At 64.3% G+C, this 22,422-nt stretch carries 21 protein-coding genes; 11 read left to right on the top strand and 10 right to left on the bottom strand.

What is annotated here, in order from left to right; all coding sequences use genetic code 11:
* The first annotated feature begins 6 nt into the window (after positions 1–6).
* The 3 genes from G6N38_RS00755 (at position 7) to G6N38_RS00745 (ending at position 3,600) form a co-directional block, all read left to right on the top strand.
* On the top strand, positions 7–981 hold the full coding sequence (locus G6N38_RS00755) for an FAD-binding oxidoreductase (protein ID WP_322790551.1): 975 nt from the start codon (positions 7–9) through the stop codon (positions 979–981).
* A gap of 180 nt (positions 982–1,161) precedes the next feature.
* Positions 1,162–2,460, top strand: a complete 1,299-nt coding sequence (locus G6N38_RS00750) for a lipase family protein (protein WP_163751723.1) — start codon at positions 1,162–1,164, stop codon at positions 2,458–2,460.
* Between the two features lie 54 nt (positions 2,461–2,514).
* Positions 2,515–3,600: an S-(hydroxymethyl)mycothiol dehydrogenase gene (locus G6N38_RS00745; RefSeq protein WP_163745803.1), complete on the top strand. Its 1,086-nt coding sequence runs from the start codon at positions 2,515–2,517 to the stop codon at positions 3,598–3,600.
* Positions 3,601–3,621: 21 nt separating this feature from the next.
* Here the strand turns inward: G6N38_RS00745 and G6N38_RS00740 are convergent, their stop codons facing one another.
* The 3 genes from G6N38_RS00740 to G6N38_RS00730 are packed head-to-tail and all read right to left on the bottom strand — an operon-like array spanning position 3,622 to position 6,540.
* Positions 3,622–4,869, bottom strand: coding sequence for an NAD(P)/FAD-dependent oxidoreductase (locus G6N38_RS00740; RefSeq protein ID WP_163745802.1), 1,248 nt, complete (start codon positions 4,867–4,869; stop codon positions 3,622–3,624).
* Positions 4,866–5,189 carry a 2Fe-2S iron-sulfur cluster-binding protein gene (locus tag G6N38_RS00735; protein WP_163745801.1) on the bottom strand — a complete coding sequence of 108 codons (324 nt, stop codon included), beginning with the start codon at positions 5,187–5,189 and terminating at the stop codon, positions 4,866–4,868. Before G6N38_RS00735 ends, G6N38_RS00740 begins: the two co-directional genes overlap by 4 nt.
* A gap of 28 nt (positions 5,190–5,217) precedes the next feature.
* Positions 5,218–6,540: a cytochrome P450 gene (locus tag G6N38_RS00730; protein ID WP_163745800.1), complete on the bottom strand. Its 1,323-nt coding sequence runs from the start codon at positions 6,538–6,540 to the stop codon at positions 5,218–5,220.
* 160 nt (positions 6,541–6,700) lie between these two features.
* On the opposite strand from G6N38_RS00730, the gene G6N38_RS00725 reads away from it, so the two are divergent.
* The gene (locus tag G6N38_RS00725; protein ID WP_163745799.1) at positions 6,701–7,699 is read left to right on the top strand and encodes an AraC family transcriptional regulator; all 999 of its coding nucleotides are present in this window, start codon (positions 6,701–6,703) and stop codon (positions 7,697–7,699) included.
* On the opposite strand, the gene G6N38_RS00720 is transcribed toward G6N38_RS00725, so the two are convergent.
* A complete protein-coding gene (locus tag G6N38_RS00720; protein WP_163745798.1) occupies positions 7,688–8,524 on the bottom strand; it encodes a ribonuclease Z in 837 nt (278 codons plus the stop codon). The two genes, G6N38_RS00725 and G6N38_RS00720, sit on opposite strands and share 12 nt — an antisense overlap.
* A 25-nt stretch (positions 8,525–8,549) precedes the next feature.
* Complete coding sequence (locus tag G6N38_RS00715; protein WP_163745797.1) at positions 8,550–9,554, bottom strand: aldo/keto reductase; 1,005 nt, start codon at positions 9,552–9,554, stop codon at positions 8,550–8,552.
* A gap of 111 nt (positions 9,555–9,665) precedes the next feature.
* Between G6N38_RS00715 and G6N38_RS00710 the strand changes: the two genes are divergently transcribed.
* Positions 9,666–10,097, top strand: a complete 432-nt coding sequence (locus G6N38_RS00710; RefSeq protein WP_163745796.1) for a CBS domain-containing protein — start codon at positions 9,666–9,668, stop codon at positions 10,095–10,097.
* Here the strand turns inward: G6N38_RS00710 and G6N38_RS00705 are convergent.
* The 4 genes from G6N38_RS00705 to G6N38_RS00690 are packed head-to-tail and all read right to left on the bottom strand — an operon-like array spanning position 10,094 to position 14,152.
* Positions 10,094–11,539 (bottom strand): NtaA/DmoA family FMN-dependent monooxygenase, encoded by a 1,446-nt coding sequence (locus G6N38_RS00705; protein ID WP_163745795.1) that lies wholly within the window; start codon positions 11,537–11,539, stop codon positions 10,094–10,096. The two genes, G6N38_RS00710 and G6N38_RS00705, sit on opposite strands and share 4 nt — an antisense overlap.
* An 11-nt stretch (positions 11,540–11,550) precedes the next feature.
* Positions 11,551–12,456, bottom strand: a complete 906-nt coding sequence (locus G6N38_RS00700) for a MetQ/NlpA family ABC transporter substrate-binding protein (RefSeq protein WP_163745794.1) — start codon at positions 12,454–12,456, stop codon at positions 11,551–11,553.
* A gap of 11 nt (positions 12,457–12,467) precedes the next feature.
* On the bottom strand, positions 12,468–13,154 hold the full coding sequence (locus G6N38_RS00695) for a methionine ABC transporter permease (RefSeq protein ID WP_163745793.1): 687 nt from the start codon (positions 13,152–13,154) through the stop codon (positions 12,468–12,470).
* Positions 13,151–14,152, bottom strand: coding sequence for a methionine ABC transporter ATP-binding protein (locus G6N38_RS00690; protein WP_163745792.1), 1,002 nt, complete (start codon positions 14,150–14,152; stop codon positions 13,151–13,153). The genes G6N38_RS00695 and G6N38_RS00690 overlap by 4 nt, the downstream gene beginning before the upstream one ends.
* Positions 14,153–14,414: 262 nt before the next feature.
* On the opposite strand from G6N38_RS00690, the gene G6N38_RS00685 reads away from it, so the two are divergent.
* On the top strand, positions 14,415–15,518 hold the full coding sequence (locus tag G6N38_RS00685) for an LLM class flavin-dependent oxidoreductase (RefSeq protein ID WP_163745791.1): 1,104 nt from the start codon (positions 14,415–14,417) through the stop codon (positions 15,516–15,518).
* On the opposite strand, the gene G6N38_RS00680 is transcribed toward G6N38_RS00685, so the two are convergent.
* Complete coding sequence (locus G6N38_RS00680) at positions 15,515–16,111, bottom strand: type II toxin-antitoxin system PemK/MazF family toxin (protein WP_246227567.1); 597 nt, start codon at positions 16,109–16,111, stop codon at positions 15,515–15,517. The two genes, G6N38_RS00685 and G6N38_RS00680, sit on opposite strands and share 4 nt — an antisense overlap.
* Before the next feature lie 24 nt (positions 16,112–16,135).
* Between G6N38_RS00680 and lepA the strand changes: the two genes are divergently transcribed.
* The 5 genes from lepA to G6N38_RS00655 all read left to right on the top strand — a co-directional run bounded on the left by lepA (position 16,136) and on the right by G6N38_RS00655 (position 22,394).
* A complete protein-coding gene (lepA, locus tag G6N38_RS00675; RefSeq protein ID WP_246227565.1) occupies positions 16,136–18,085 on the top strand; it encodes a translation elongation factor 4 in 1,950 nt (649 codons plus the stop codon).
* 56 nt (positions 18,086–18,141) lie between these two features.
* The gene (locus G6N38_RS00670) at positions 18,142–18,852 is read left to right on the top strand and encodes a sensor domain-containing protein (RefSeq protein WP_163745789.1); all 711 of its coding nucleotides are present in this window, start codon (positions 18,142–18,144) and stop codon (positions 18,850–18,852) included.
* 40 nt (positions 18,853–18,892) lie between these two features.
* A complete protein-coding gene (locus G6N38_RS00665; RefSeq protein ID WP_163745788.1) occupies positions 18,893–19,606 on the top strand; it encodes a sensor domain-containing protein in 714 nt (237 codons plus the stop codon).
* 92 nt (positions 19,607–19,698) lie between these two features.
* A complete protein-coding gene (locus G6N38_RS00660) occupies positions 19,699–21,009 on the top strand; it encodes an NtaA/DmoA family FMN-dependent monooxygenase (protein ID WP_163745787.1) in 1,311 nt (436 codons plus the stop codon).
* Between the two features lie 2 nt (positions 21,010–21,011).
* Entirely contained in the window at positions 21,012–22,394 is a 1,383-nt protein-coding gene (locus tag G6N38_RS00655; protein ID WP_163751721.1) for an NtaA/DmoA family FMN-dependent monooxygenase, read from the top strand.
* The last annotated feature ends 28 nt before the right edge of the window (positions 22,395–22,422 follow it).

Raw genomic sequence — 22,422 nt, 5'->3', positions numbered from 1 at the left:
TCGGAGGTGACGGTTGGCAGGAATCAATCGATACTCGATGCGGCGCTGCGCGCTGACGTATGGCTGCCCCACTCCTGCACCCAGGGCACCTGTGGTACCTGCAAGATCAGAGTGATCCGTGGCGACTTGTGCCACAACGGTTCTCCCGATTACACGCTCACCTGTGCTGAGCGCAGTAGCGGGCTGGCACTGAGCTGCATGGCCACGCCGTTGTCTGATCTCACCGTCGAACCATTGACGGCCGTCGACGGCGAGGTGCCCCACCATCGGCTCCGGGACTACTGCGGCACGGTGATCGTCCTCGAGGACATCGCCCACGCAACGAAACGGCTGGTGGTGAAGCTCGATGACGACATGTCGTTCAATGCCGGCCAGTACTGTGAATTGATCGTGCCCGGTTCCGGTGTGGCCAGGCAATATTCGATGGCTAACCCGCCCTCGCAGACACGCAATCTCGAGCTACACATCAAGCTGACTCCCGGAGGCGTTGCGACCGAAGGCTGGATTTTCCGGTCGTTGCAGGTGGGCGATCGAATAACGCTACGAGGACCGCTCGGCCAGTTCCACTTGGTCAAAAAGCAGGACGAACCGGCAATTCTCATCGGCGGTGGCACAGGCCTGGCGCCGTTGAAATCGATTGTCCAACACGCTTTGAGTGAGGACTTGGTGCCGGAGCTGTACCTCTATCACGGCGGCAGGCGACGGTGCGACCTTTACGACGCCGACTTCTTCGAGAGGCTTGCGCACCAGCACCGCAACTTCCACTATCGACCCGCACTCAGCGAACAGGACTGGGACGGAGCGACCGGTTTGGTCACCGAAGTGGTCACCAACGATTTCGCGAGTTGCCGGGGGATGAGCGCCTTCCTATGTGGGCCGCCTCCCATGGTGGATGCTGCGGTCAGGGCGCTCAAGCGACGCCGAATCGCGCCGCGGCTGATATTTCGCGAGGTATTCGCGCCGAACTCGACCGCGCCCTAGCCTGCGCAGGCCCCTCGCGCGGGCCCGAACCAGAGACGTATAGGCCGCTCGCCGCATACACCGTACTGCGGCTCATTTGCATCGCCATTTCCAGGTACGACGAAACAATAGACAGGACGAAGGTGTCCCATGCGCAGACCGTGGCCAACTGTGAGATCCGACCTTGCACGCCCAATTCCAATGCGCTGGGCGGCGGTGTTCGTCGCGATGGCGATGGCCGTGACCTCGTTGGTGTCGCCCTCATTGGGGGCCTGGCCGGCCCGCGCCGACGAGAGTCTGTATCAGGAGTTCTACACGCCGCCGGCCCCACTGCCGCCCGGCAAGCCTGGCGACCTGATCCGCAGCGAGCCCTCGCGGCTGGTACTCGAGCCTTCCGGTCAACTGGGTGCCTACGTGGCGACGGGGACGCGCATCATGTACCGCAGTACCGACGCGCGTGGTATCCCGGTTGCGGTCACGGGCACCTACTTCGAACCCGACAATCCCTGGCCGGGCAAGGGGCCGCGCCCATTGATCGCGTTCGCAACCGGCCCCTACGGGATGGGCGAGCAATGCGCCCCATCACGGTTGTTCAACCAGGGCATCCACTTCTCTCAGGGCTTTGACCTGACGTTCGGCTACGAAGAGACGTTTGTCGCTACCATGGTGGCCCGCGGATTCGCTGTAGTGGTCACCGACGGTGTGGGTCTTGGTATTCCGGGCGCTGTCCCGCAGTTCGGCAATCGGATCGCTGCGGGGACGGCACTCATCGACGCTGGCCGGGCCGCTATGCAGCTACCCAATACGTCTCTGGATCCTGCTGGGCCCGTGGCATTCTGGGGATGGTCCTCTGGTGGGCAGGCCTCAGCGTCCGCCGCCGAACTCGCACCCACATACGCTCCCGATCTTCGGGTGGTGGGAGCGTGGTCAGGAGCGCCCCCCATGGACCTTGCCGCCCTGCTGCCATTCGTCGACGGCAATCTGCTGGCCGGTGCTACCGGCTATATCCTGAATGGCATCGTGGCCGCTTATCCAGAAGCGCGCGACGGGTTGTTGTCGGTGCTCACCGATCGCGGCAGGCAGATGTTCGATTGGTCGCAGAACATCTGCACGCTGCAGACTGTTGCCGACTACGCCTTCCGCCATCTCCAGTTCTGGTTCACCACGGATCCGATAGCGCTCGCAAACAACGAGCCCCTCAAGGGAATACTCGACCTCCAACGGCTGGGAAGTATGAAACCGTCTGCACCCGTGCTTATTTCGACAAATCGATGGGACTCGTTCAGTCCCTGGGAGGGCTCGCGTCAGCTCGCGGCCGACTGGTGCGCTAAGGGAGCCGATGTCCAACTGTGGACGAACGAACAACCGCCCTTTCTCAATAAGCTGTCGATCAACCACCTACTGCCGTACTTCGTAGACGGCGAACGCGCGATGCAGTGGATCGCTGACCGGTTCAACGGCATCCCCACCACCCCGAACTGTGGCGACGTCAACGCATGATCGGTGGAGTCAACTGATGGCAACTCGCAACATCTTCGGAAGTGATCAAAGCTCATGAGTCAGACAGTGCGCGGTGTGATTTCTCGGTCTAAGAAGCAGCCGGTTGAGTTGGTCGACATTGTCATTCCCGATCCTGGGCCTGGTGAGGTGGTGGTCACGGTGATGGCGTGCGGTGTGTGTCATACCGATCTGACTTATCGCGAGGGCGGTATCAACGACGAGTATCCGTTCCTGCTGGGTCATGAGGCCGCGGGCACGGTGGAGTCGATTGGTGCCGGCGTGACCAATGTCGTGCCGGGTGATTTCGTGATCCTGAATTGGCGTGCGGTGTGTGGTCAGTGCCGGGCGTGTAAGCGTGGCCGCCCGTGGTACTGCTTCGATACCCATAACGCCACCCAGAAGATGACGTTGACCGACGGCACCGAGCTGACGCCGGCCCTGGGTATTGGTGCGTTCGCCGATAAGACCCTGGTCCATGAGGGGCAGTGCACCAAGGTTGATCCGCAGGCTGACCCCGCGGTGGCGGGGCTGTTGGGCTGTGGGGTGATGGCCGGGCTGGGTGCGGCGGTCAACACCGGTGCCATTGGCCGCGACGACACTGTCGCGGTGATCGGCTGTGGTGGGGTCGGGGACGCCGCGATCGCCGGGGCCGCTCTGGTGGGTGCGCGCACGATCATCGCGGTGGATACCGACAACACCAAACTGGCCTGGGCCCGTGAGTTCGGGGCCACCCACACTGTCAACGCCCGCGAGCTCGACGCGGTGGAGACCATCCAGGATCTGACCGACGGGTTCGGCGCCGATGTGGTGATCGACGCCGTCGGGCGCCCGGAGACCTGGAAGCAGGCGTTCTACGCCCGCGACCTTGCCGGAACCGTTGTCCTGGTGGGTGTTCCAACCCCGGACATGCGCCTGGACATGCCGTTGGTGGATTTCTTCTCCCGCGGCGGATCACTGAAGTCCTCCTGGTACGGCGACTGCCTACCCGAACGGGACTTCCCCACCCTGATCAGCCTCTACCGCCAGGGCCGCCTCCCGCTAGAGAAGTTCGTCTCCGAACGCATCGGCCTGGACGCCATCGAAGACGCCTTCCACAAGATGCACACCGGCGAAGTCCTGCGCTCAGTAGTCATCGTATGAGCCTTTGACGAGGCGGTGATGTCACCCGGCCGTGGCGGGGGCCAAGCCCTTCACCGCGGACTTCAGATCGAAACCTGTGTCAGCGCTTTGCTCACGGGTGAGCAGCATCCCGGCAGCGAGGATCTTTCGGGCGGCCAAGTGGTCGTGTGGGGCGTTGACCGACTCCACGCCCAGCAGTGATTCTTGCTGGTAGCAGAACACCGAGAACGACCCGCTCTCGAACGAGCCTCGCAGTACAAAGTCGCTCGCCGCCGATGTCAGTCCGGCGATCTGCAGTTTGTAGGAGTATTGCTGCGACCAGAACCACGGGATGTCTTGGTATCTCATGTCTGGCCCGGTTGTCAGCTGGGCCGCGACGCAGCGCGCATGGTCGACTGCGTTCTGCACTGATTCCAGCCGGACCAGCTCGCTGCCTGACCGAGCTGGGAAGGCAGCGCAGTCGCCGATAGCGAAGATACGCTGGTCGACGGTGCGTAATTGCCGATCGACGATCACCCCGTTTTGTGTTGGCAGGCCGGCTTCTTCGGCAAGCTCAGTGTTCGGGATCACCCCGATACCCACGACAACAGCCTCGGCGTGGATGTCCTCGCCAATGGTGGTACGTATTCCGGTTACGGTGCCGCGTTCCGTGAGGATGGTGTCAACTCCAGTTCGCGTGGCCAGTCGGACGCCGTGCGCCGCGTGTTGCTTCAAGAAGTAATCGGACACGATCGGCGAAACGGCGCGCGCCATGGGCCTTGCCAGTGACTCGATAACTGTCACGCTCAATCCGCGCTTGCGCGCGGCGGCCGCGACCTCCAGGCCGATGAATCCCGCGCCGATGATCGCGATCGAAGCGCAACGGCCGAGATCGGCCTGCAGCCCGTCGGCATCGGCCACGGTACGCAGATAGTGCACTCCTGTAGCGCCGGCTCCGACCACAGGCAGGATTCGATTGCGGGCACCGAGCGCGAGCACCAGATGGTCGTAGGGGAGATGGGATCTGTCGGAGAGCAGGACGCGTTGTCGTGGGCGGTCGATAGCCGTTGCGGCGACACCGCGGATCAGCGTGATGTCGTGGTCGGGAAAATACCGCGCCGGGCGCAATCGCAGCAGGTCGCGGTCCAGGCCGTCGACAAGGCAGCTTTTCGACAGCGGGGGGCGTTGGTAGGGGACTTCGTCCTCGTCTGAGATCAGGGTTACCGGCATCTGAAAGCCATTGGCGCGTAGCCGTATTGCCGTCTCGAAACCGCCTTGTCCACCACCTATGATGACGACCCCGGCCGTCATACCTGCGCCGTCGGCAACCGTACGACGAGTCCGTCGACGTCTTCGTTGACGATTAGCTGACACGACAGCCGGCTTGCGTCGGTCCGTGGGCTGACAGTCTCGGTGAGCATCGCGTCCTCTTCCGCCGAAAGGGGCGGAAGCTTGCCGGCCCAGGGCTCGTCGACGTAGACGTGACAGGTTGCGCACATGGCTTGTCCGCCACATTCGCCGACAATTTCCTCGATGCCGGCGGCGATAGCCGCTTGCATCACTCGTGTTCCGGTCGGGATATCGAGTGTGTGGGTGTCTCCAGCAGTGGAGACATAGATGATCTTTGGCATCGTGTGGGTCCCTTGTCTCGTCCGGGGCTCAGGCGTGTGTCGGGCGGTCCGACAGCACAGGGTTGGCGTGCGGATCCCACTCGACCAACAGGTGGGCGGGCCCACGGAAGGAAGTGTTGGGCAGGTAGGAGAACTGTTGGCCTTCGGTCAGCCGAAGGTGCGGTAGGCGGCGCACGGTTTCCTCGATGAAGATCCGCATCTCCAGACGCGCGAGTGTCGCGCCGAGGCATGTATGTGTACCTATCCCGAATGTCAAGTGCCGCCGCGAATTGGGGCGTTGTATGTCGAATGTGTCCGGATCGGTGAAGATGTCGTCGTCTCGGTTGGCCGATGCGGTCACGATGAGGATCCGGCCACCCGCTGGGATGTCCACATTGTTAACGGTGGTGTCTACCAGCGCTTTACGCCGCCAGGCGACGACTGATCCGCTGTAGCGGAGGCATTCTTCGATGGCGCCGGGAATCAGCGTCGGATCGGCGCATATCTCGTCCCAAGCGAGCCGGTTTTCGAGTAGCACGCGGAAGGCGTTGCCGGTGGCGTTCGTCGTGGTTTCGTGTGCCGCAACGACTCCACTCATCATCACGTTCTGGAGGTAGTTGTCATCGAAGAGATCCGGGTGCTGGCGCTGCATCTCGATGAGGTGTGGGATCCAGCCTTGGGCGGCGGCGTCGGACTTCAGCTTGTGCACCAGTTCGCCGGCGAACTGCCAGAACTTACCCATTCCGGTGGCGACCCGCAGCTGTTCGTCTCCATCGGGATGGCCCCACGTGAACAATGTTTGTTGCATGCCGAAATGACGGCAGGTTTCAATATCTTCGTTGGGAACGCCGAGAAAGATGAGTGCCACGATGCAGGGAACCTCGTAGAGCAGATCATCGACTAGGTCAGCTTTGCCGACAGCGACCACCCGGTCGAGGTAGGAGTTGACCACTTCGCGGATTCTGGGTTCCAAGGTTGTCACGTTGTCCGCCTGGAACGGTTGCATGAGGAGGCGACGCCGCCGGGTGTGCAGCGGTTCGTCTTCGTTGACGATGGTCGGCCCCGGGGCGAAGTTGTAACTGCCCAGGATCTGCATCGCCTCCATACTGATCGGCGTGATCTGATCCAGGGTTATCGATGCCGAAAACACGTCGGGATTCTTGAAGATCTGTTTGGCATCTTCATATTTGGTGACGATCCAGTAGTCCAGGAGGGGACTGTAGAAGACCGGTTCCTCGACCCGCGCGGTCTGCAAGGAACTTCCTGGATCGACCTGATACGAGCCTTCGAATGGATTGAACCCGGTTGCCAGGGCGGAGACTGGGCATCCGGTTGGTGACGTGATGCGCAGCGGAGTCTCGTCGACAGTCATTGATTGTTCCTCGGCGTGTCATGAGTGATTTCGATCGTGTGAGGCCGAGAGTATGGTGTGACTCACACACGTTGACATCCCCTTCGCGCAGACGTTGATCCAGTTCGCGGGGGAGGCGGGTCGCCGTGTGATTCCCTAACTTTGGTCGATTGGGGCTGAGATGACCTCAGGTCCTGCCCGGGACAATGGAACGCGGGTGTTTGTGGCCACCACGGCCGAGGATGCGCAGGTTGTCGGCAGCGATGTATTCCATCCCCACGACATCCGGGTGCACGGCGACGAGACCGGTTTCCAGATGAAACTCGTCGCGGCCTCGATCGGTCCGATCACGCTCGGACGGCTGGAGTACTCCACCGAGGTGGAGATCCGCACCAGCGAACTTACCGATGCCTATCAAGTCAACATACCGATGCGCGGCCATCTGCTGACGGCCTCCGGCCCCATGAATACCGTTGCAACTCCCCATCGTGGCGCGGTCTACCGGTGCGATGCGCAGTCGCTGCTGCGTGGTTGGTCGTCACCTCACCCATCGCCCGTACTGGCAGTCAAGATCGACAGACGCGCCTTGGAACAACAGTTGGGCCGCCACCTCGGCGTGGAGATCGACTGTCCGATCCCTTTCGGGCTGGCTCTAGATCTGGATTCGGTGGAAGGACGGCAGTGGGTGACCGTGGTTGAGGCCATCACCGGTCAACTCGACCGCCCGTGGATCATGGCTACAAATCCCCTTGTGGTCGACCCGTTCGCCGAGCTGCTGATGGGCGGTCTGCTGCTGGCTGCCGAACACGCGTACAGCGATCGGTTACGTGCTCCGGCTCGGCTGCTGCCGCGATCGGTTCGGGCGGCCGTCGACTACATCGAGGCGCACGCCGCGGAGCCACTCACCGTGGCCGGGGTTGCACATTCAGTCGGGGTGAGTGTTCGCACCCTGCAAGTCAGCTTCCGCGAGGTGCTCGGGACGTCACCGATGCGCTATGTCAGGACTGTTCGATTGCGGGGCGCGCGTCGCCAGCTCTTGGCATCCGATCACCACGACATGAGCGTCACGGATATCGCTCACAGCTGGGGATTCCTGCATGTCGGGCGGTTTGCGGGTGACTATCGGACGGAGTTCGGGGTCAGCCCCTCCGATGATCTGCGGTCGCAGTCACGCCCTTGACCCGACGGACACCCGGAGCAGATCGTCGCCGATTTCGACCGGCCCGCTGAACTCTCCTGCGGCCAGCGCCCGCCACTGGTCCTCCTGCCCTGGCACCAGCGCCGGCACGTAGTGGGTGAGCACCAGCGTGCCGACCCCGGCGCGGGCCGCGGTGGCCGCGGCCTGCTCCACCGACGAGTGGTAGTCGAGGATGTCCCGGAGTCGCTGTACCGGTATCTGCGCGACAAGATCCGCACGGATCACCGTGTGCACCAATGCGTCTGCACCCACAGCGAGAGCGTCCAGGCCCGTGCACGGCACGGTGTCGCCGGCCAGCACCACCGTCGCGCCGTCGTACTCGACGCGGAACCCCAGCGTCGGTTCGACCGGCCGATGGTCGGTGGGGGCAGCGATGATGCGGACACCGCCGTCATCCCACACCTGGCCCTCGGTGTACTCGTACACCTGAATCGACGGTGGTTCGGTGATGTCAGGATGGTGGCCGATGCGATAGGAGATGTCGGGGGCCAGCGCGGCCAGCGTCGCATCGACGACGGCCTTGGTGCCCGGCGGCCCGATGATCGGCAGCGGGGTGGGCACGAACGTCGTCACCCAACGGGTGGTGATGACGTCGGACAGGTCGGTGATGTGGTCGCTGTGCAGATGGGTCAGCAGCAGCGCGGTGATATTGGCTGCGCCGACACCGACCGCGGCGGCGCGCATCAGTGCCCCGCGCCCGCAGTCCACCAGGAACGTCGCAGCACCGGCCTGCACCAGGGTCGACGGTCCGGCGCGGTTCGGGTCGATCATCGGGCTTCCAGTGCCCAGCAGCGTGATGTCGATCATGCGGTCATTACTACACGCCGGATCGTCATTCGCGGGCCGACGACACCCAACCCGGGTCGATCGATCGGTGGCCGGACACCGTCGCGCCGGCGGTCTCCAGTGCTGTCATCTGCTCGGGATTCAGGTACACCGACAGTGAGCCGGCGTTCTCGTCGACCCGAGCGGCGCGCCGTGTCCCCGGGATTGGCACCGACGTCACGCCGAGCACCTCGGCGCGCTGTCGCAGCCAGGCCAGCGCCACCTGCGCCGGCGTGGCGCCGACCTCCTCGGCGACCGAGGTAACCACCTGCACCACAGCCAGATTCGCGTCCAGTGCCTCGCCGGTGAAACGTGGCATCAAGTTACGCAGGTCCGCACCCGACGACAGATCAGCGGCCGAGCGGACGGCGCCGGCCAGGAACCCGCGGCCCAGCGGCGAATACGGCACGAATCCGACACCGAGCTTCGCGGCGGTGGGCACGACGTTGCGTTCGACATCGCGGCTCCAGATCGACCACTCACTCTGCACCGCCGCGATCGGGTGCACTGCCACCGCGGCACGTAACTCGTCGGCGGTCACCTCGGAGAGACCCAGATGGCGTACCTTGCCGGCGGCGACCAGATCGGCCATCGCCCCGACGGTCTCCTCGATCGGCACCGACACGTCGCGGCGGTGCATGTAATAGAGGTCGACGGTGTCGACGCCCAGCCGCCCCAGGCTTTCATCGAGGCATTGCCGCACGTACGCAGCGTCGCCGCGGGCCTTGAGCTTCCCCGTCGTCGGGTCGCCATTGATGCCGAACTTCGTCGCCAGCTGGACCTCGTCACGGCGACCGGCCAGCAGTTGCGCGATCAACAGCTCGTTGGCGCCGACGCCGTAGACGTTGGCGGTGTCGATGAAGGTCATGCCCACGTCGAGGCAGTGATGCAGTGTTCTCAGCGACTCGGTGTCGTCGACCGCGCCGTAGACCGGGGTCAGCGCCATCCCGCCGAAACCGATCGCACTCACCGCGAGTCCGTCACCCAACACCGTTGTAGGCAGTGTGTCCATTGCCGACCTCCTCGGTTCGCCCCGTTCTGTCTTAACGCAACCGTTGCGGTTTGCTTCCACAGGGCCCCGATAAGCCTTAGCCTGATGTGACATCCATCACAAGGAGTGGCGATGCGCATCGCAGACATTTTGCGCACCAAAGGCGCGGCGGTGGCCACGGTCACCGAGACGACCACAGTGACTGGTTTGCTTGCCGAGTTGGTCATCCACAACATCGGCGCAATGGTCGTGGTGGGACCCGATGGTGTGGTGGGCATCGTCTCGGAGCGCGACGTCGTGCGCAAGCTCCACGATCATGGCCCTGAGCTGCTACGCAGCTCGGTTTCCGACATCATGAGCCAGATCGTGGTGACCTGCACGCCCGACGACCAGATCGACGATCTGAGTGCGTTGATGACCAATAACCGGGTACGTCACGTCCCGGTGATGCAGGGCGGCCGGCTGGTTGGCATCGTCAGCATCGGCGACGTCGTGAAGAACCGGATGGAACAACTGCAGGCCGAGCAGCAGCAATTGCAGGCCTACATCACCCAGGGCGGTTAGCCGGCCGCCCGGATGTCCTCGTCGACGCCGTTGAGCAGGTCGTTGTCGGTGAATGCGCCGCGATAGGCGGCAGCCGGGTGGGTATCGGGGAGCCGGTCGCCGCGGCCCAGCAGCTTTTGTCGCAAGGTGCCTGATTTGTCGGTCGCGATCAGCCCGCGTTCCCGCAGCGTTGGGAAGAGCCGGTCGGCGACCTCCTGGAAGGAGCCGGGCACCGTCGCGTGATAGACATTGATCCCGTCGACACCGGCTTCGCGCCATTCCTCGAGGTAGTCGGCAATTTCTTCGGCGGTGCCGACAACGCGGTTGGCCCCTTCGAGCGCCCAGGCCATGTCGCGGATGGTCGGTTCGGCACTGCCGGAAATCTCGGTGGCCCAGCGGATGAAGCTCTTGATGCCGGTGAATTCACCGAGCTGGCTGATCGGGGTGTCCAGCGGCAGCCGGCCGGCATCGATCCCGGCGTCGCCGAGTGCGTGCAGAGCGACGCCCTCCAGATCCAGGTAGCGCTTGAGCTCGTCGTTGCGGCGGACCGCCTCGGCGTGGGTATCGCCGATCACGAAGGACAGGCCTTGGGCGAAAGTGATGTCCGACGGATCCCGCCCGTTATCGGCCGCCAGCGCGCGGGTTTCGGATGTCAGTCCGTGTGCGGCTTCCGGGGTGGGGCTGCTGATGTAGACGCCTTCGGCGTTGCGGGCCGAGAAGAGCTGTCCGGCAGGGGAGGATCCGGCCTGGAAGAGCACTGGCGTGCGCTGCGGTGAGGGCGAGACGAAGTGCGGGCCTTCGACGTTGTAGCGCTTGCCGACGTGGTTGATCTTGTGGATCTTGGCGGGGTCGGAGTGCACGCCGCGATCCTTGTCCTGGACCAGTCCGTCGTCGTCCCATGAGCCTTCCCACAGCTTGTAGGCGACATCGACATATTCGTAGGCCCAGCTGTAACGCTCGTCGTGCTCGAGGGTGCCTTCGTGGCCGAAGCTGCGAAACATGTTCTCGTTGAAGCTCGTCACAATGTTCCAGCCCAGCCGGCCGTCGGTGTAATGGTCCAGGGAGGACATCCGACGGGCGAAGTTGAACGGGTGGTCCTGGATGATCGAACTGGTGAACACGATCCCCAAATGGTCGGTCGCCGCCGCGAGCGCTGAAGCCAGCACCGAGGGATCGTTGACCGGAATTTGGATTCCGCCCTCCACCGACTTGCGCCAGTTGCCGTTCCACGGTGCCCGCAGCCCGAACACGTCGGCAAAGAACAGCAGGTCGTAGCCGGCCTTGTCGACCTGGCTTGCCACCGAGGTCCAATGCCGAAGGGAGTTGAACTTGTGGTTCTGTGCCTCCGGTGACCGCCAAAGTCCATGCAGCACATGTGATGCGGTGTTCATGACGAACGCCGAGAAGTACAGGGGTTTGATGGCTCGTCTCTCTTCGTTCGACTTCGCGGGACGCTTGGCCATGGGAATATCTCCTACTGCCCGATCGGGCCGAGTGTGTTGCGAATCAGCTGGTTGTCGGTGGTCTGCAAAAACTCGGCGACCTTCGGGTCCTTGAAGGTCTCGATCAGCTTCTGCACGTTCGGATCGTTGAGGTGCTTGTCGCTGACCACCAGTCCGCCCTCGCTGCCTTTAGGCGCGGGCTCGCGAGCCAGTATCTGGTTCTCGGTCAGCCCGGCGGCATACACGTCGGAGATATGCACGACGACGGCATCTACGTCAGCCAGGCTGCGGGCCAGCTGGCCAATGGGAACCTGAATGAACTGGTAATTCTTTGGATTTGACGCAACGTCGGACAGCTGCGGCAGCCCGGCCACAGTGTCCTTGCCCGGCTTCAGCGTGATCTGCTTGTCGTGGGCCAGGTCCAGAAGTGCGATGGCCTGCCCGGCCGGGTCGTCGCGCAACGCGATCTTGGCGCCGTTGGGTACTTGATCCCAGCTGCGGTACTTGTTGGAGTAGGTCGCCTGGTCCCAGGTGAAGGTCGGGGCAGCGAGGGTGAGCTTGAATCCGTTGGCCGCGATGGCGTCATTGAGGAACGGCTGGTGCTCGAAGAAGTTCCCGGCCACGGTGCCCGCGTCGACGGCACGGTTGATCTCGACGAGGTTGTCGATCTTGACTGGTTGGATGGTGATCCCGTGATCCGGGGCCACATTGGCCGAGATGTATTGCAGCAGTTGCTCAGCAGCGATATCGGTGCTCCACGTGGCGACCGGAAGTGTGGTCCCGAACGGCTTGTCCCGGTTCGAGAGTTTCGCGTATGTCACCCCGCCGGCGACGGCCACGACGACGGCTACCGTGGCGGCAATCCACGGCCACCGTTTCTTTTTCTTGATCTCGATGTCGACGCTGCCGCCGACGGGCGAGCTGATCTGATCGGTCATGAGTGGTCCTTTCAGCGGGTGAGGGCTTTGACGACGCGATCGCCCACGAACTGCACCACTTGGATGGTGACGATCAGGGAGGCCGCAGTGGCGATCATGATGTTGTGATCGAAGCGGTTGTAGCCGTAGGTAATTGCCAGGTTTCCGATCCCACCGGCGCCGATTGACCCGGCGATGGCCGAGTAATCGATCATCGCGATGGTGTTGACGGTCAACGCACTGGCCAGCGCGGGAAGGGCTTCGGATAGCTGGACCGTACGGATCAGCTGGACATGCGAACCGCCCGAGACCTGCCCCATATCAGTCACGTCGGAGCGGACGTCGCGCAGTGCGTTCTGTACGAGGCGTGCGAAGAACGGAACGCCCGCTGTCGTCATCGGGACGATCGCCGCCGAGATACCGATGGTCGTCCCGACCAAAAACCGTGTCACCGGGATGATCGCGGCCATCAGGATCAGAAACGGAAGGGAACGGCCGATGTTGACGATCGTGTCGAGGACGGAGAACACCCTTCGGTCGGGAAACAGTCCGAATTCGGAGGTGTTGTGCAGGGTGATCCCGACCGGTATCCCGATCAGGACGACCAGCACCATAGTGATTCCCACCATCAGCCAGGTCTGCCCGTAGGCGGGCAGCAGCAGCTCGGGGACCTTGTCCCATGGTGTGCTGAAGTCCTTCTGCGCGAAGTACGTCGTCACGCCGCCTGCTCTCCGGCCTTGGCCCCGGTGGTGCGCACATGCAGCCCACGATGCCGCAGGTAATCGGCGAAACCTGCGGGGGCGGAGGGGGATATGGACAGCACGGCCCGGCCGACTGCCACGCCGCGAATCGCCTCGACGCTGGCACTGAGCACGTTGACCCGAGTTCCAGAGAAGCCGGGGATGTTCTGAAGGGATGTCAGCCAGTCCAGCGGCACGTCCCGGGAGGCGTAGGAGATTTCCCAGATTTCGCCGTCGCTGGCAGCAGGCACGGCGGGCCGGTCGGGCAACAACTCGTGAGCCAGGGCCGAGGCCGGGTCCAGGATAATGTCCTCCACCGAGCCGCTTTCGATGATACGACCGTTGTCGATGCGTGCCACTGAGTCGGCGACCTCGCGGACCACCTCCATCTCGTGGGTGATCAGGATGATGGACAGGCCGTACTCGTCGCGAAGATGACTGAGCAGAGCCAGGATTGACTTGGTGGTGGTGGGATCCAGCCCTGAGGTGGCTTCGTCGGACAGTAGGTTGGACGGTCCGAGCGCGAGCGCACGGGCGATGCCGACGCGCTGCTTCTGGCCACCGGAGAGCGCAGCCGGGTAGAACGACGCGCGGTCGGCCAGCCCGACCCGGTCGAGCAGTTCGGTGACTCGCTTATCGGCGGAAGCGCTAGTGGCTCCGATGTATTCCAGCGGCAGGGCGATGTTCTGCGAGACCGTGCGGCGCCTCAGTAGCGGCGCCGATTGGAAGATGACGCCGACGCTGCGGCGTGCCGCGATGAGTTCGGTGCCGTCGAGTCGGGTGAAGTCCTTACCGTCGACCCGCACCGTGCCACTGCTGGGCCGCTCCAGGAAGCTGACGCACCTCGACAATGTGCTCTTGCCTGCGCCGCTCGGACCGACGACGGCAAGGATCTCCCCGCTGGCCACCGACAGTGAGATGTCGTCAAGGACGGTTCGATCACCGAATCGCTTTGTCAGATTCTCGATTTCGATCACAAACGCTCGCTTAGATGCCAGGAAGTATCACAAGTGGATTGGTGTCGCCGCAGTCCGACCGCCTTGTCAGAAACACTGCAGGACATACGACACCTGACGCTATGCCGAGCGGCTGGGACCCACCAGGGTAGTGATCTTGATGATCTTTACTGGGCCGGTGATGATGTGCTCATCGTGGTTGCAACCCTGGTGCCGTGACGCATCATCGGCCATGCTCACATGGGGTGTGCCCGCCGAAAAGAGTTGGAGCTGAGCAGATTTCATGAGTGAGCCGCTGAAATTCCATTGGTATCTACCCACCCATGGTGACACCACCACGATCGCCGACAACCAGAGCGACTTCCAGGCGCGGGCGCAGTCCCACCTGCTACCCACGTTGGAGAACCTCACGTCGCTGGTGCGGGTGGCCGAGGATTTCGGCTTCGAGGCCGCCCTGACACCGACCGGTTCGGCGTGCGAGGACTCCTGGATCGCAACCGCGGCGCTGGCTCAACACAGCCGCCACCTCAAGTTCCTGGTGGCATTCCGTCCCGGCGTGCTCTCGCCGGTGCTCGCCGCGCAGGAGGCCAGCACCTACCAGCGTTTCACCGGAAACCGGCTGGCGCTCAACATCGTGACCGGTGGTGAGGAAGCCGAGATGCGCCGCTACGGCGACCACTTCGACAAGGCCGCGCGCTACCGGCGCACCGGTGAGTTTCTCACCGTCCTACGCGGGGTGTGGCAGGGCGGCGAGTTCTCCTTCGCCGGCGAGTTCTACACCGTGGAGAACGCGCGCATCGCCTATCCGGTCACGTCCGTGCCGACCATCTATTTCGGCGGCTCCTCACCCGAGGCGATCGAGATCGCCGCCGAGCATGCCGACGTGTACCTGACGTGGGGCGAGCCACCGGACCAAGTGGCGGAGAAAATCGAACAGGTTCGCGTGGCCGCGGCCCGGTTCGGCCGCACATTGCGCTACGGGGTGCGGCTGCATACCGTCGCGCGGCCCGACGAGGCGGCGGCGTGGGCGCGGGCCGAGGAGTTGCTCAGTGGCGTGACCGCCGGTGCCGTGCGCGCCGCCCACCAACGATTCGTTCGGTCCGGATCCGAGGGGCAGCGGCGGATGGCGGCGCTGACCAACGGCGAACTTGTCGACGCGCGCAGCCTCGAGGTGTATCCGGGGTTGTGGGCCGGTCCCAGCCTGCTGCGCGATGGTGCCGGGACCGCCGCGATAGGCAGCTACCAGGCGGTGGCAGACGTTCTGCGGGAGTACGCCGCGCTAGGGGTGACGGAGTTCGTCCTGTCTGGCTACCCGCAGACCGACGAGATCCAGCACTTCGGCGCCGGTGTGCTGCCATTGGTGCAGGAGCCCGCGGTCGTCGGTTAGCTCCAGGAGTACTCGGCGCGCAGCCGGGCAGCGACCAGCTCGAACGTCGACTTTTCCAGGATCGCGCCTTCGCGACGAATGCCCTCCTCGGGGACGTCGAGGACCCGATCCAGCCGGACCCAGCTGGGCCGGCCGTCGTAGTCCCAGCCGCCCGAGCCGATACCGATCCAGTTCCGGTCCTCGGCGTGCTGGGCCTGGCTGGACAGCATCAGGCCCAGCAGAGTCTGACGGTCGCGGCCGACGACCAGCACCGGTCGGTCCTTGCCCCGGGTCGGGTCGTCCTCGTAGACCACCCACGTCCAGACGACCTCGCCCGGGTCGGCACGGCCGTCGAGATCGGGTGCGTACGCCACGCGGCGGGCGCGGTGCGCGGTCGGCACGCTGCTACTGGTCACCGGCCGACCTGCGGTGATCGCGGTGGGCTGCTCGGTGGACACCGAGCTGGCCACCAGTGCCTCGATGCCCAGCCGAAGGCCCTGCTGGATCGTCCGCGGCACCGCCTGGGGAATCGGCAATTGCCGAATGAACTTGGGCGCCTCGTTGAACACGAGGTGCTCCGCCAACTTCTGGAACGTCCTCCACTGCGACGCCATTCTCGACAGCATAGGCGGAACGACATGAGCTTGCGGCGCGCGATTGTGTCCGGAAGGGCCCTAGTCGATACCCTGGAGAGGCCCGAGGGCCCCCTCGAAGCACGACCCGACCAGGAGATTCCCATCAGCAGCTTCGCCGACAAGACTTTCACTGCGCCGGCGCAGATTCGGAACTTCTGCATCATCGCTCATATCGATCATGGGAAGTCCACGCTGGCCGACCGCATGCTCGGCATCACCGGCGTGGTCGCCGACCGCGACATGCGCGCCCAGTACCTCGACCGGATGGACATCGAGCGCGAACGCGGCATCACGATCAAGGCGCAGAACGTGCGCCTGCCCTGGAAAGTGGGGGACACCGATTACGTCCTGCACCTGATCGACACCCCCGGCCACGTCGACTTCACCTACGAGGTGTCGCGCGCGCTGGAGGCCTGTGAAGGCGCGGTGCTGCTGGTCGACGCCGCTCAGGGCATCGAGGCACAGACGCTGGCCAATCTGTACTTGGCGCTGGACCGGGACCTGACCATCATCCCGGTGCTCAACAAGATCGACCTGCCCGCCGCCGACCCCGATCGGTACGCCGGCGAGATCGCCCACATCATCGGCTGTGAACCCGGCGACGTGCTTCGGGTGTCCGGCAAGACCGGTGAGGGTGTGGCTGAGCTGCTCGATGAGGTGGTCCGACTGATCCCGGCGCCGGTCGGGGAGGCCGACGCTCCGGCCCGGGCGATGATTTTCGACTCGGTCTACGACATCTACCGCGGCGTCGTGACGTACGTCCGCGTGGTGGACGGCAAGCTCAACCCGCGCGAGCGGATCAAGATGATGTCCACCGGCGCGACCCACGAACTGCTCGAGGTCGGCATCGTCTCACCCGATCCCAAACCCAGCGACGGCCTGGGCGTCGGGGAGGTCGGTTACCTCATCACCGGCGTGAAGGATGTCCGCCAGTCCAAGGTCGGTGACACGGTCACGACTGCCCGGCACGGCGCTACCGAGGCGCTGACCGGTTATCGCGAACCCAAACCGATGGTCTATTCGGGGCTGTATCCGGTCGACGGCTCCGACTACCCGAATCTGCGCGAGGCGCTGGACAAGCTGCAGCTCAATGACGCCGCGCTGACCTACGAGCCGGAGACGTCGGTAGCGCTGGGATTCGGGTTCCGCTGTGGTTTCCTCGGCCTGCTGCACATGGAGATCACCCGGGAGCGCCTCGAGCGCGAGTTCGATCTTGACCTGATCTCCACCTCACCCAACGTCGTGTACCGGGTGATCAGGGACGACGGTACCGAGCTCATCGTGACCAACCCGTCGGACTGGCCCGAGGGCAAGGTCCGCGAGGTTTACGAGCCGGTGGTGAAGACCACGATCATCTCGCCGAGCGAGTTCATCGGCACGATCATGGAGCTGTGCCAGTCTCGGCGCGGCGAACTCGGCGGCATGGACTATCTGTCGCCCGAGCGTGTCGAACTGCGCTACACCATGCCGCTGGGCGAGATCATCTTCGACTTCTTCGACTCGCTGAAATCGCGCACCCGGGGCTATGCCAGCCTGGACTACGAGGAGTCCGGCGAGCAGGAGGCCGCACTGGTCAAGGTGGACATCCTGCTGCAGGGTGAAGCCGTCGACGCGTTCAGCGCGATCGTGCACAAGGATTCGGCCCAGGCCTACGGCAACAAGATGACTACTAAGCTCAAGGAGCTGATCCCGCGCCAGCAGTTCGAGGTGCCGGTGCAGGCGGCCGTTGGGGCGAAAATCATTGCCCGCGAGAACATCCGGGCGATCCGCAAGGACGTGCTCGCGAAGTGCTACGGCGGTGACATCACCCGTAAGCGCAAGCTGCTGGAGAAGCAGAAAGAGGGCAAGAAGCGGATGAAGACGATCGGGCGGGTTGACGTGCCTCAGGAGGCTTTCGTCGCCGCGCTGTCCACCGACGGCGGCGACAAGGCCGGCGACAAGGCGAAGAAGTAGGGGATTTCATCACACGCGACCTTCATGTCGTTCGGGGGCGATCGATAGTTGGTGCCGTGGTGGGTATCGCCGTGCTCGCGGGCTGCACAAGCACGGTCGAGGGCACCGTGGCGCGGAAGGACCCTGTCAGCGCGGTGCGGGATCTCGCCGCGATCCTGCCGAACAGTACGCAGGCCGGTCAGGCTGCGGGAAACCCGCTGTCCAGCAACGGATTCCCGGAAGTCGGCGGGATTGATGTGCTGCCCAACGGGATTCGTGACGACAGCGACGCCAATCCTATCGAATGCCTGGGCCCGGTCACCCCGTTCATGCGTGTGGTGTACGAGGGCGGCGATGTGCGTCGCACCGCCTGGCAGGAGTTCTCGAACTTCGGCGGCGGCCAGACGGTGTCCAGTGTCGACGCCGGGGTCGTCGAGTTCAGCTCCGAGGTTGAGGCTCAACGGATGTTCGGTGCCTTTGTCTCCCGATGGAAGGCCTGTGAGGGCAAGACGGTGCGCAGCGTTCTGCGTAGCCCGGCCAACATCGAGCTGTACCAGAAGATCACCGACGTGAAGGTGGACGGGCCGGTGCTGTCGGCGACGGTGGTCAACTCCGACAACCAGGGTGACTCGATGTTTCCCACCGAGCGGGCCATCGGGTTGGCGGCTGATTGCGTCGTCGATGTGGACGTCGCGGTCACCGGCGGCACGCTCGCTCAGCAGCGGCCATCCGGCCGGGCGCTGAGCCTGGCCGCGACGATGCAGCACGCGGTGAATCAGGGACGTTAATCGACGGTTGGGGCACGCAGAAACTGCCGGCTGAGGGACAATGGCGTCCGTGAACCGCTGTGCGCCCGTGTTCTGCACCGCCGTTGTGGCCGGCGCGTTGCTGTCCGGATGCGTGTCCACGGTGAGCGGTACCGCGCTGCGCGGCCAGGATGCCGGCCCCACCGTCGTCACCGTGCCCAAGCTCGAGGAGTCCGACCTCGACCGGGTGCTGCTCAGCGCCGGCGAGGTGAACGGCGTCATGGACGCCACCGGAATCCGGGTGACGGCGTCATCGCAGAATATGAGCGACAATTCCCGCGGGGTATCCGACGTCGACTGCCTCGGCGCGATCTACGGCGCTGAAGAACTGGTCTACCACGGCAGCGACTGGGCCGCCGTCCGTGATGAGGTGCTCCAGGAGCCGACGACCGACAATGCGCACTGGGTCGAACAGATCGCCGTGCTCTTCCCGTCGGCAGATAAGGCAAGTGCGTTCGTCGACGGTTCCAGGACGACGTGGGAGAAGTGCGGCGGCACATCGATCGATATCGATAACTCCGATGTGCACTCCACCTGGAAGATCGATCAGGCCAACGTAACTGGCGACATCCTCACCCAGCAGTCCAGTCAGCGCAATGCCGGCGGATGGGGCTGCCAGCACGCTCTGACATCGGCGTCCAATCTGGTTGTCGAGGCCTGGGCGTGCAGTAACTCGATCAACGACGAGGCCAAGAGCATCGCCTCGGAGATGATCAAGAACGCGGCGGGGAAGTAGCCGTAGCAGACTTGCTTCCCGCTGGGCGGCAATTCAATTCGGCGCGGGTTTAACCGGTGTGTGTCGAGCACGCACGGCCTTAGGCTGCCCAGGTGTCCCGCGAAGTGCACCTCCTGACTTTCGGCAGCACCCGGTCGGCGGGCCCCTGGCGTCACCCCCAGATCGACAACAGCACCGCGGCGGTGCGTCGACGGCTCATCGAGCGTGCCCAGACCGCCGAGAGGGGCACCTTCGACGCGCTGTTCTTCCCCGACGGGCTCAACTTCGGTCCACGGGAAACCTGGGCGTACAAGACAACTGAGGACTTTGAGCCACTGACCGCGACGGCGGCCCTGTCATCGGTGACCGAGCATATCGGCCTGGTGGTCACCGGGTCGGCGACGCTGGCCCATCCCTATCACCTTGCCCGGCAATTGCTGTCGCTGGACCATCTCAGCGGTGGCCGGGCCGGGTGGAACCTGGTGACCAGCTTTGCCCACGCCGCGGCAGCGAATTTCGGCGGCAGGGGAGTGATCGAGCACGACACCCGCTACGAGATCGCCGACGAGGCAATCGAGGTCGTCAAGAAGCTCTGGGACGGCTGGGGGGCCGAGACTATCGTCGAGGACCGCGGACGAGGCGTCTTCAACGACGTCAGTGCGATTCAGGTGGCCGACCACCAGGGCCCACACTTCCAGGTCGCGGGTCCGATCGGCGCCGCCCGGTCGGTGCAGGGGCGGCCGGTGATCTTTCAGGCCGGATCGTCCCCGCGCGGCCGGCAGTTCGCAGCACGGCACGCAGAAGTGATCTTCACCGGGCAGGGCACAATCGCTCGTGCGCAGGAGTTCTACCGCCAGGTTCATGCCGAGGCCCGCCGAGTCGGCCGGCCGGCCCCACCGCTGATCACCCCGTCGCTGAGGTTCATCGTCGGCGCAGGCGAGGACGAGGTTCGCCGCATCGAACAGGCGGCATTCGAGTATTTCAGTCCCGAGTACCAGGCCGGCTGGCTGCTCGAGGTCGACGTCGATGTGGTCGGAGCCGACCTGGACGGCCCGGTGCCGAGTACGGCGTTTCCCGAAAGCACTGAAACCCATCAAACGGCCCTGGCCGGCTACCGTGCACTGGCGAAGGAAGGCAATCCGACCGTGCGAGAGTTCCTGTACCGCACCATCAATGGCTGGGGTGCCCAGGTCATCGGCACACCGGAGCAGATCGCCGATGAGATCGAGGCATGGTTCAGATCTCATGCCGCCGACGGGTTCGTACTGACTGATTCCGGGCTGCCCGGACAGCTCGACGATTTCGTCGACCAGGTGGTCCCGGTGCTGCGCAAGCGCGGGCTGTTCCGACACGAGTACGGGGGCACGACGTTGCGCTCGCACCTGGGCCTGTCCGTTCCGGAACGCCAAGAGGCGTCGGCATGAGGGTGCCAGCGCCATTTGTGTTGTCGGCGTTCTCGATGTCGACGGTGTCGCACGGCAACTTCGGCATGTGGCGCCATCCGCAGGACAGGACCGCGCAGTACACCAGCCTCAACTACTGGGTGGATCTGGCGCGCCTGCTCGACGACGGCGGATTCGACCTGTTGTTCATCGCCGACGCGGTCGGCCAGCTCGACGTGTTCGGCGGCAGTGCGAACGCCGCGCTGACACACGGTGTGCAGACCCCGGTCACCGACCCGTTGCTCGCGGTGTCGGCGATGGCCGCCGCAACCCGGCGGCTGGGCTTCGGTATCACCGTGTCGACCACTTACGAGAGTCCCTACCTGCTGGCCCGCAAGTTCAGCACCCTGGATCATCTTACCGGCGGCCGGATCGGCTGGAACATCGTCACGTCGCTGCTGGACAGCGCTGCTCGCAACATCATCGGGCGACAGCGCCAGATTCCGCACGATGAGCGCTACGCCATCGCGCAGGAGTTCCTCGATGTCACCTACAAGCTGTGGGAAGGCTCCTGGGAGGACGCAGCCGTGGTGCGTGACCGCGCCAACGGGGTGTTCACCGATGCGACCAAGGTGCATCCGATCGGCCATGAGGGCCAATACTTCAGCGTGCCCGGAGCGCATCTGGTGGAGCCATCTCCGCAGCGCACGCCGGTGCTGTTCCAGGCCGGATCATCCACCGCAGGAAGAGAATTCGCGGCTCGCAACGCTGAGATCGTCTTCTTGTCCGATCCGCGGCCAGCTGTCGTGCGATCGCGGGTGGACGACGTGCGCCGCCGTGCTGTGAGTCACGGTCGCAGCCCGGACTCGGTGCGGTTTCTGAGCTCGGTCGAGATCGTCGTCGACAGCACGCAACGCGCGGCGCAGGCCAAGGCCGACGAACTGTCCCGCTATGCCGACCTCGAAGGTGGTCTGGTCCTGCTGTCGGCGCTGAGCGGGGTGGACTGGTCGACCTACGGTGTCGACCGGCCGATCGAGCAGTTCGACACCGATGCCAGCCAGTCCATCCTGGCCTCAGTGGACGATTCCGACGGGCTTCGGCAGCGGATCACCTTGCGTGACTATGTCGGCGGTCTCGGCGGATTCGGCGGCCCGCTGTTCGTGGGTGACGCCTCGACCGTCGCGGACGGGCTGGCCGACTTCGCCGCCGAAACCGGGGTCGACGGGTTCAACATCGCCTACCACGTCACACCCGGCAGCTTCGCTGACGTTGCCGAGTTCCTCATCCCTGAGCTGCGGCGGCGCGGGTTGGTGAGTGCGGACCGTTCGGATACGTTGCGGCAGAGGCTGTTTCCGAACGGTACGGCACTGCTGCCCGACGAGCACCCCGGCGCGGCGCCGCGGAAAAGAATCTCGGCGATCCGATAACTGACGCAGGGGGCCATTTTCCGGCACC

The sequence above is a fragment of the Mycolicibacterium helvum genome, from assembly GCF_010731895.1.
GTDB classification, from domain to species: Bacteria; Actinomycetota; Actinomycetes; order Mycobacteriales; family Mycobacteriaceae; genus Mycobacterium; species Mycobacterium helvum.
Note: the sequence above shows the minus strand (reverse complement) of the source record. Positions and strands in the feature narration are given on the sequence as shown.

Coding starts and splice junctions, on each gene's coding strand:
- G6N38_RS00750 (WP_163751723.1), top strand. CDS start 1,162: ATGCGCTGGGCGGCGGTGTTCGTCGCGATGGCGATGGCCGTGACCTCG.
- G6N38_RS00745 (WP_163745803.1), top strand. CDS start 2,515: ATGAGTCAGACAGTGCGCGGTGTGATTTCTCGGTCTAAGAAGCAGCCG.
- G6N38_RS00740 (WP_163745802.1), bottom strand. CDS start 4,869: ATGACGGCCGGGGTCGTCATCATAGGTGGTGGACAAGGCGGTTTCGAG.
- G6N38_RS00735 (WP_163745801.1), bottom strand. CDS start 5,189: ATGCCAAAGATCATCTATGTCTCCACTGCTGGAGACACCCACACACTC.
- G6N38_RS00730 (WP_163745800.1), bottom strand. CDS start 6,540: ATGACTGTCGACGAGACTCCGCTGCGCATCACGTCACCAACCGGATGC.
- G6N38_RS00725 (WP_163745799.1), top strand. CDS start 6,701: ATGACCTCAGGTCCTGCCCGGGACAATGGAACGCGGGTGTTTGTGGCC.
- G6N38_RS00720 (WP_163745798.1), bottom strand. CDS start 8,524: ATGATCGACATCACGCTGCTGGGCACTGGAAGCCCGATGATCGACCCG.
- G6N38_RS00715 (WP_163745797.1), bottom strand. CDS start 9,554: ATGGACACACTGCCTACAACGGTGTTGGGTGACGGACTCGCGGTGAGT.
- G6N38_RS00710 (WP_163745796.1), top strand. CDS start 9,666: ATGCGCATCGCAGACATTTTGCGCACCAAAGGCGCGGCGGTGGCCACG.
- G6N38_RS00705 (WP_163745795.1), bottom strand. CDS start 11,539: ATGGCCAAGCGTCCCGCGAAGTCGAACGAAGAGAGACGAGCCATCAAA.
- G6N38_RS00700 (WP_163745794.1), bottom strand. CDS start 12,456: ATGACCGATCAGATCAGCTCGCCCGTCGGCGGCAGCGTCGACATCGAG.
- G6N38_RS00685 (WP_163745791.1), top strand. CDS start 14,415: ATGAGTGAGCCGCTGAAATTCCATTGGTATCTACCCACCCATGGTGAC.
- G6N38_RS00680 (WP_246227567.1), bottom strand. CDS start 16,111: ATGGCGTCGCAGTGGAGGACGTTCCAGAAGTTGGCGGAGCACCTCGTG.
- lepA (WP_246227565.1), top strand. CDS start 16,136: ATGAGCTTGCGGCGCGCGATTGTGTCCGGAAGGGCCCTAGTCGATACC.
- G6N38_RS00665 (WP_163745788.1), top strand. CDS start 18,893: ATGGCGTCCGTGAACCGCTGTGCGCCCGTGTTCTGCACCGCCGTTGTG.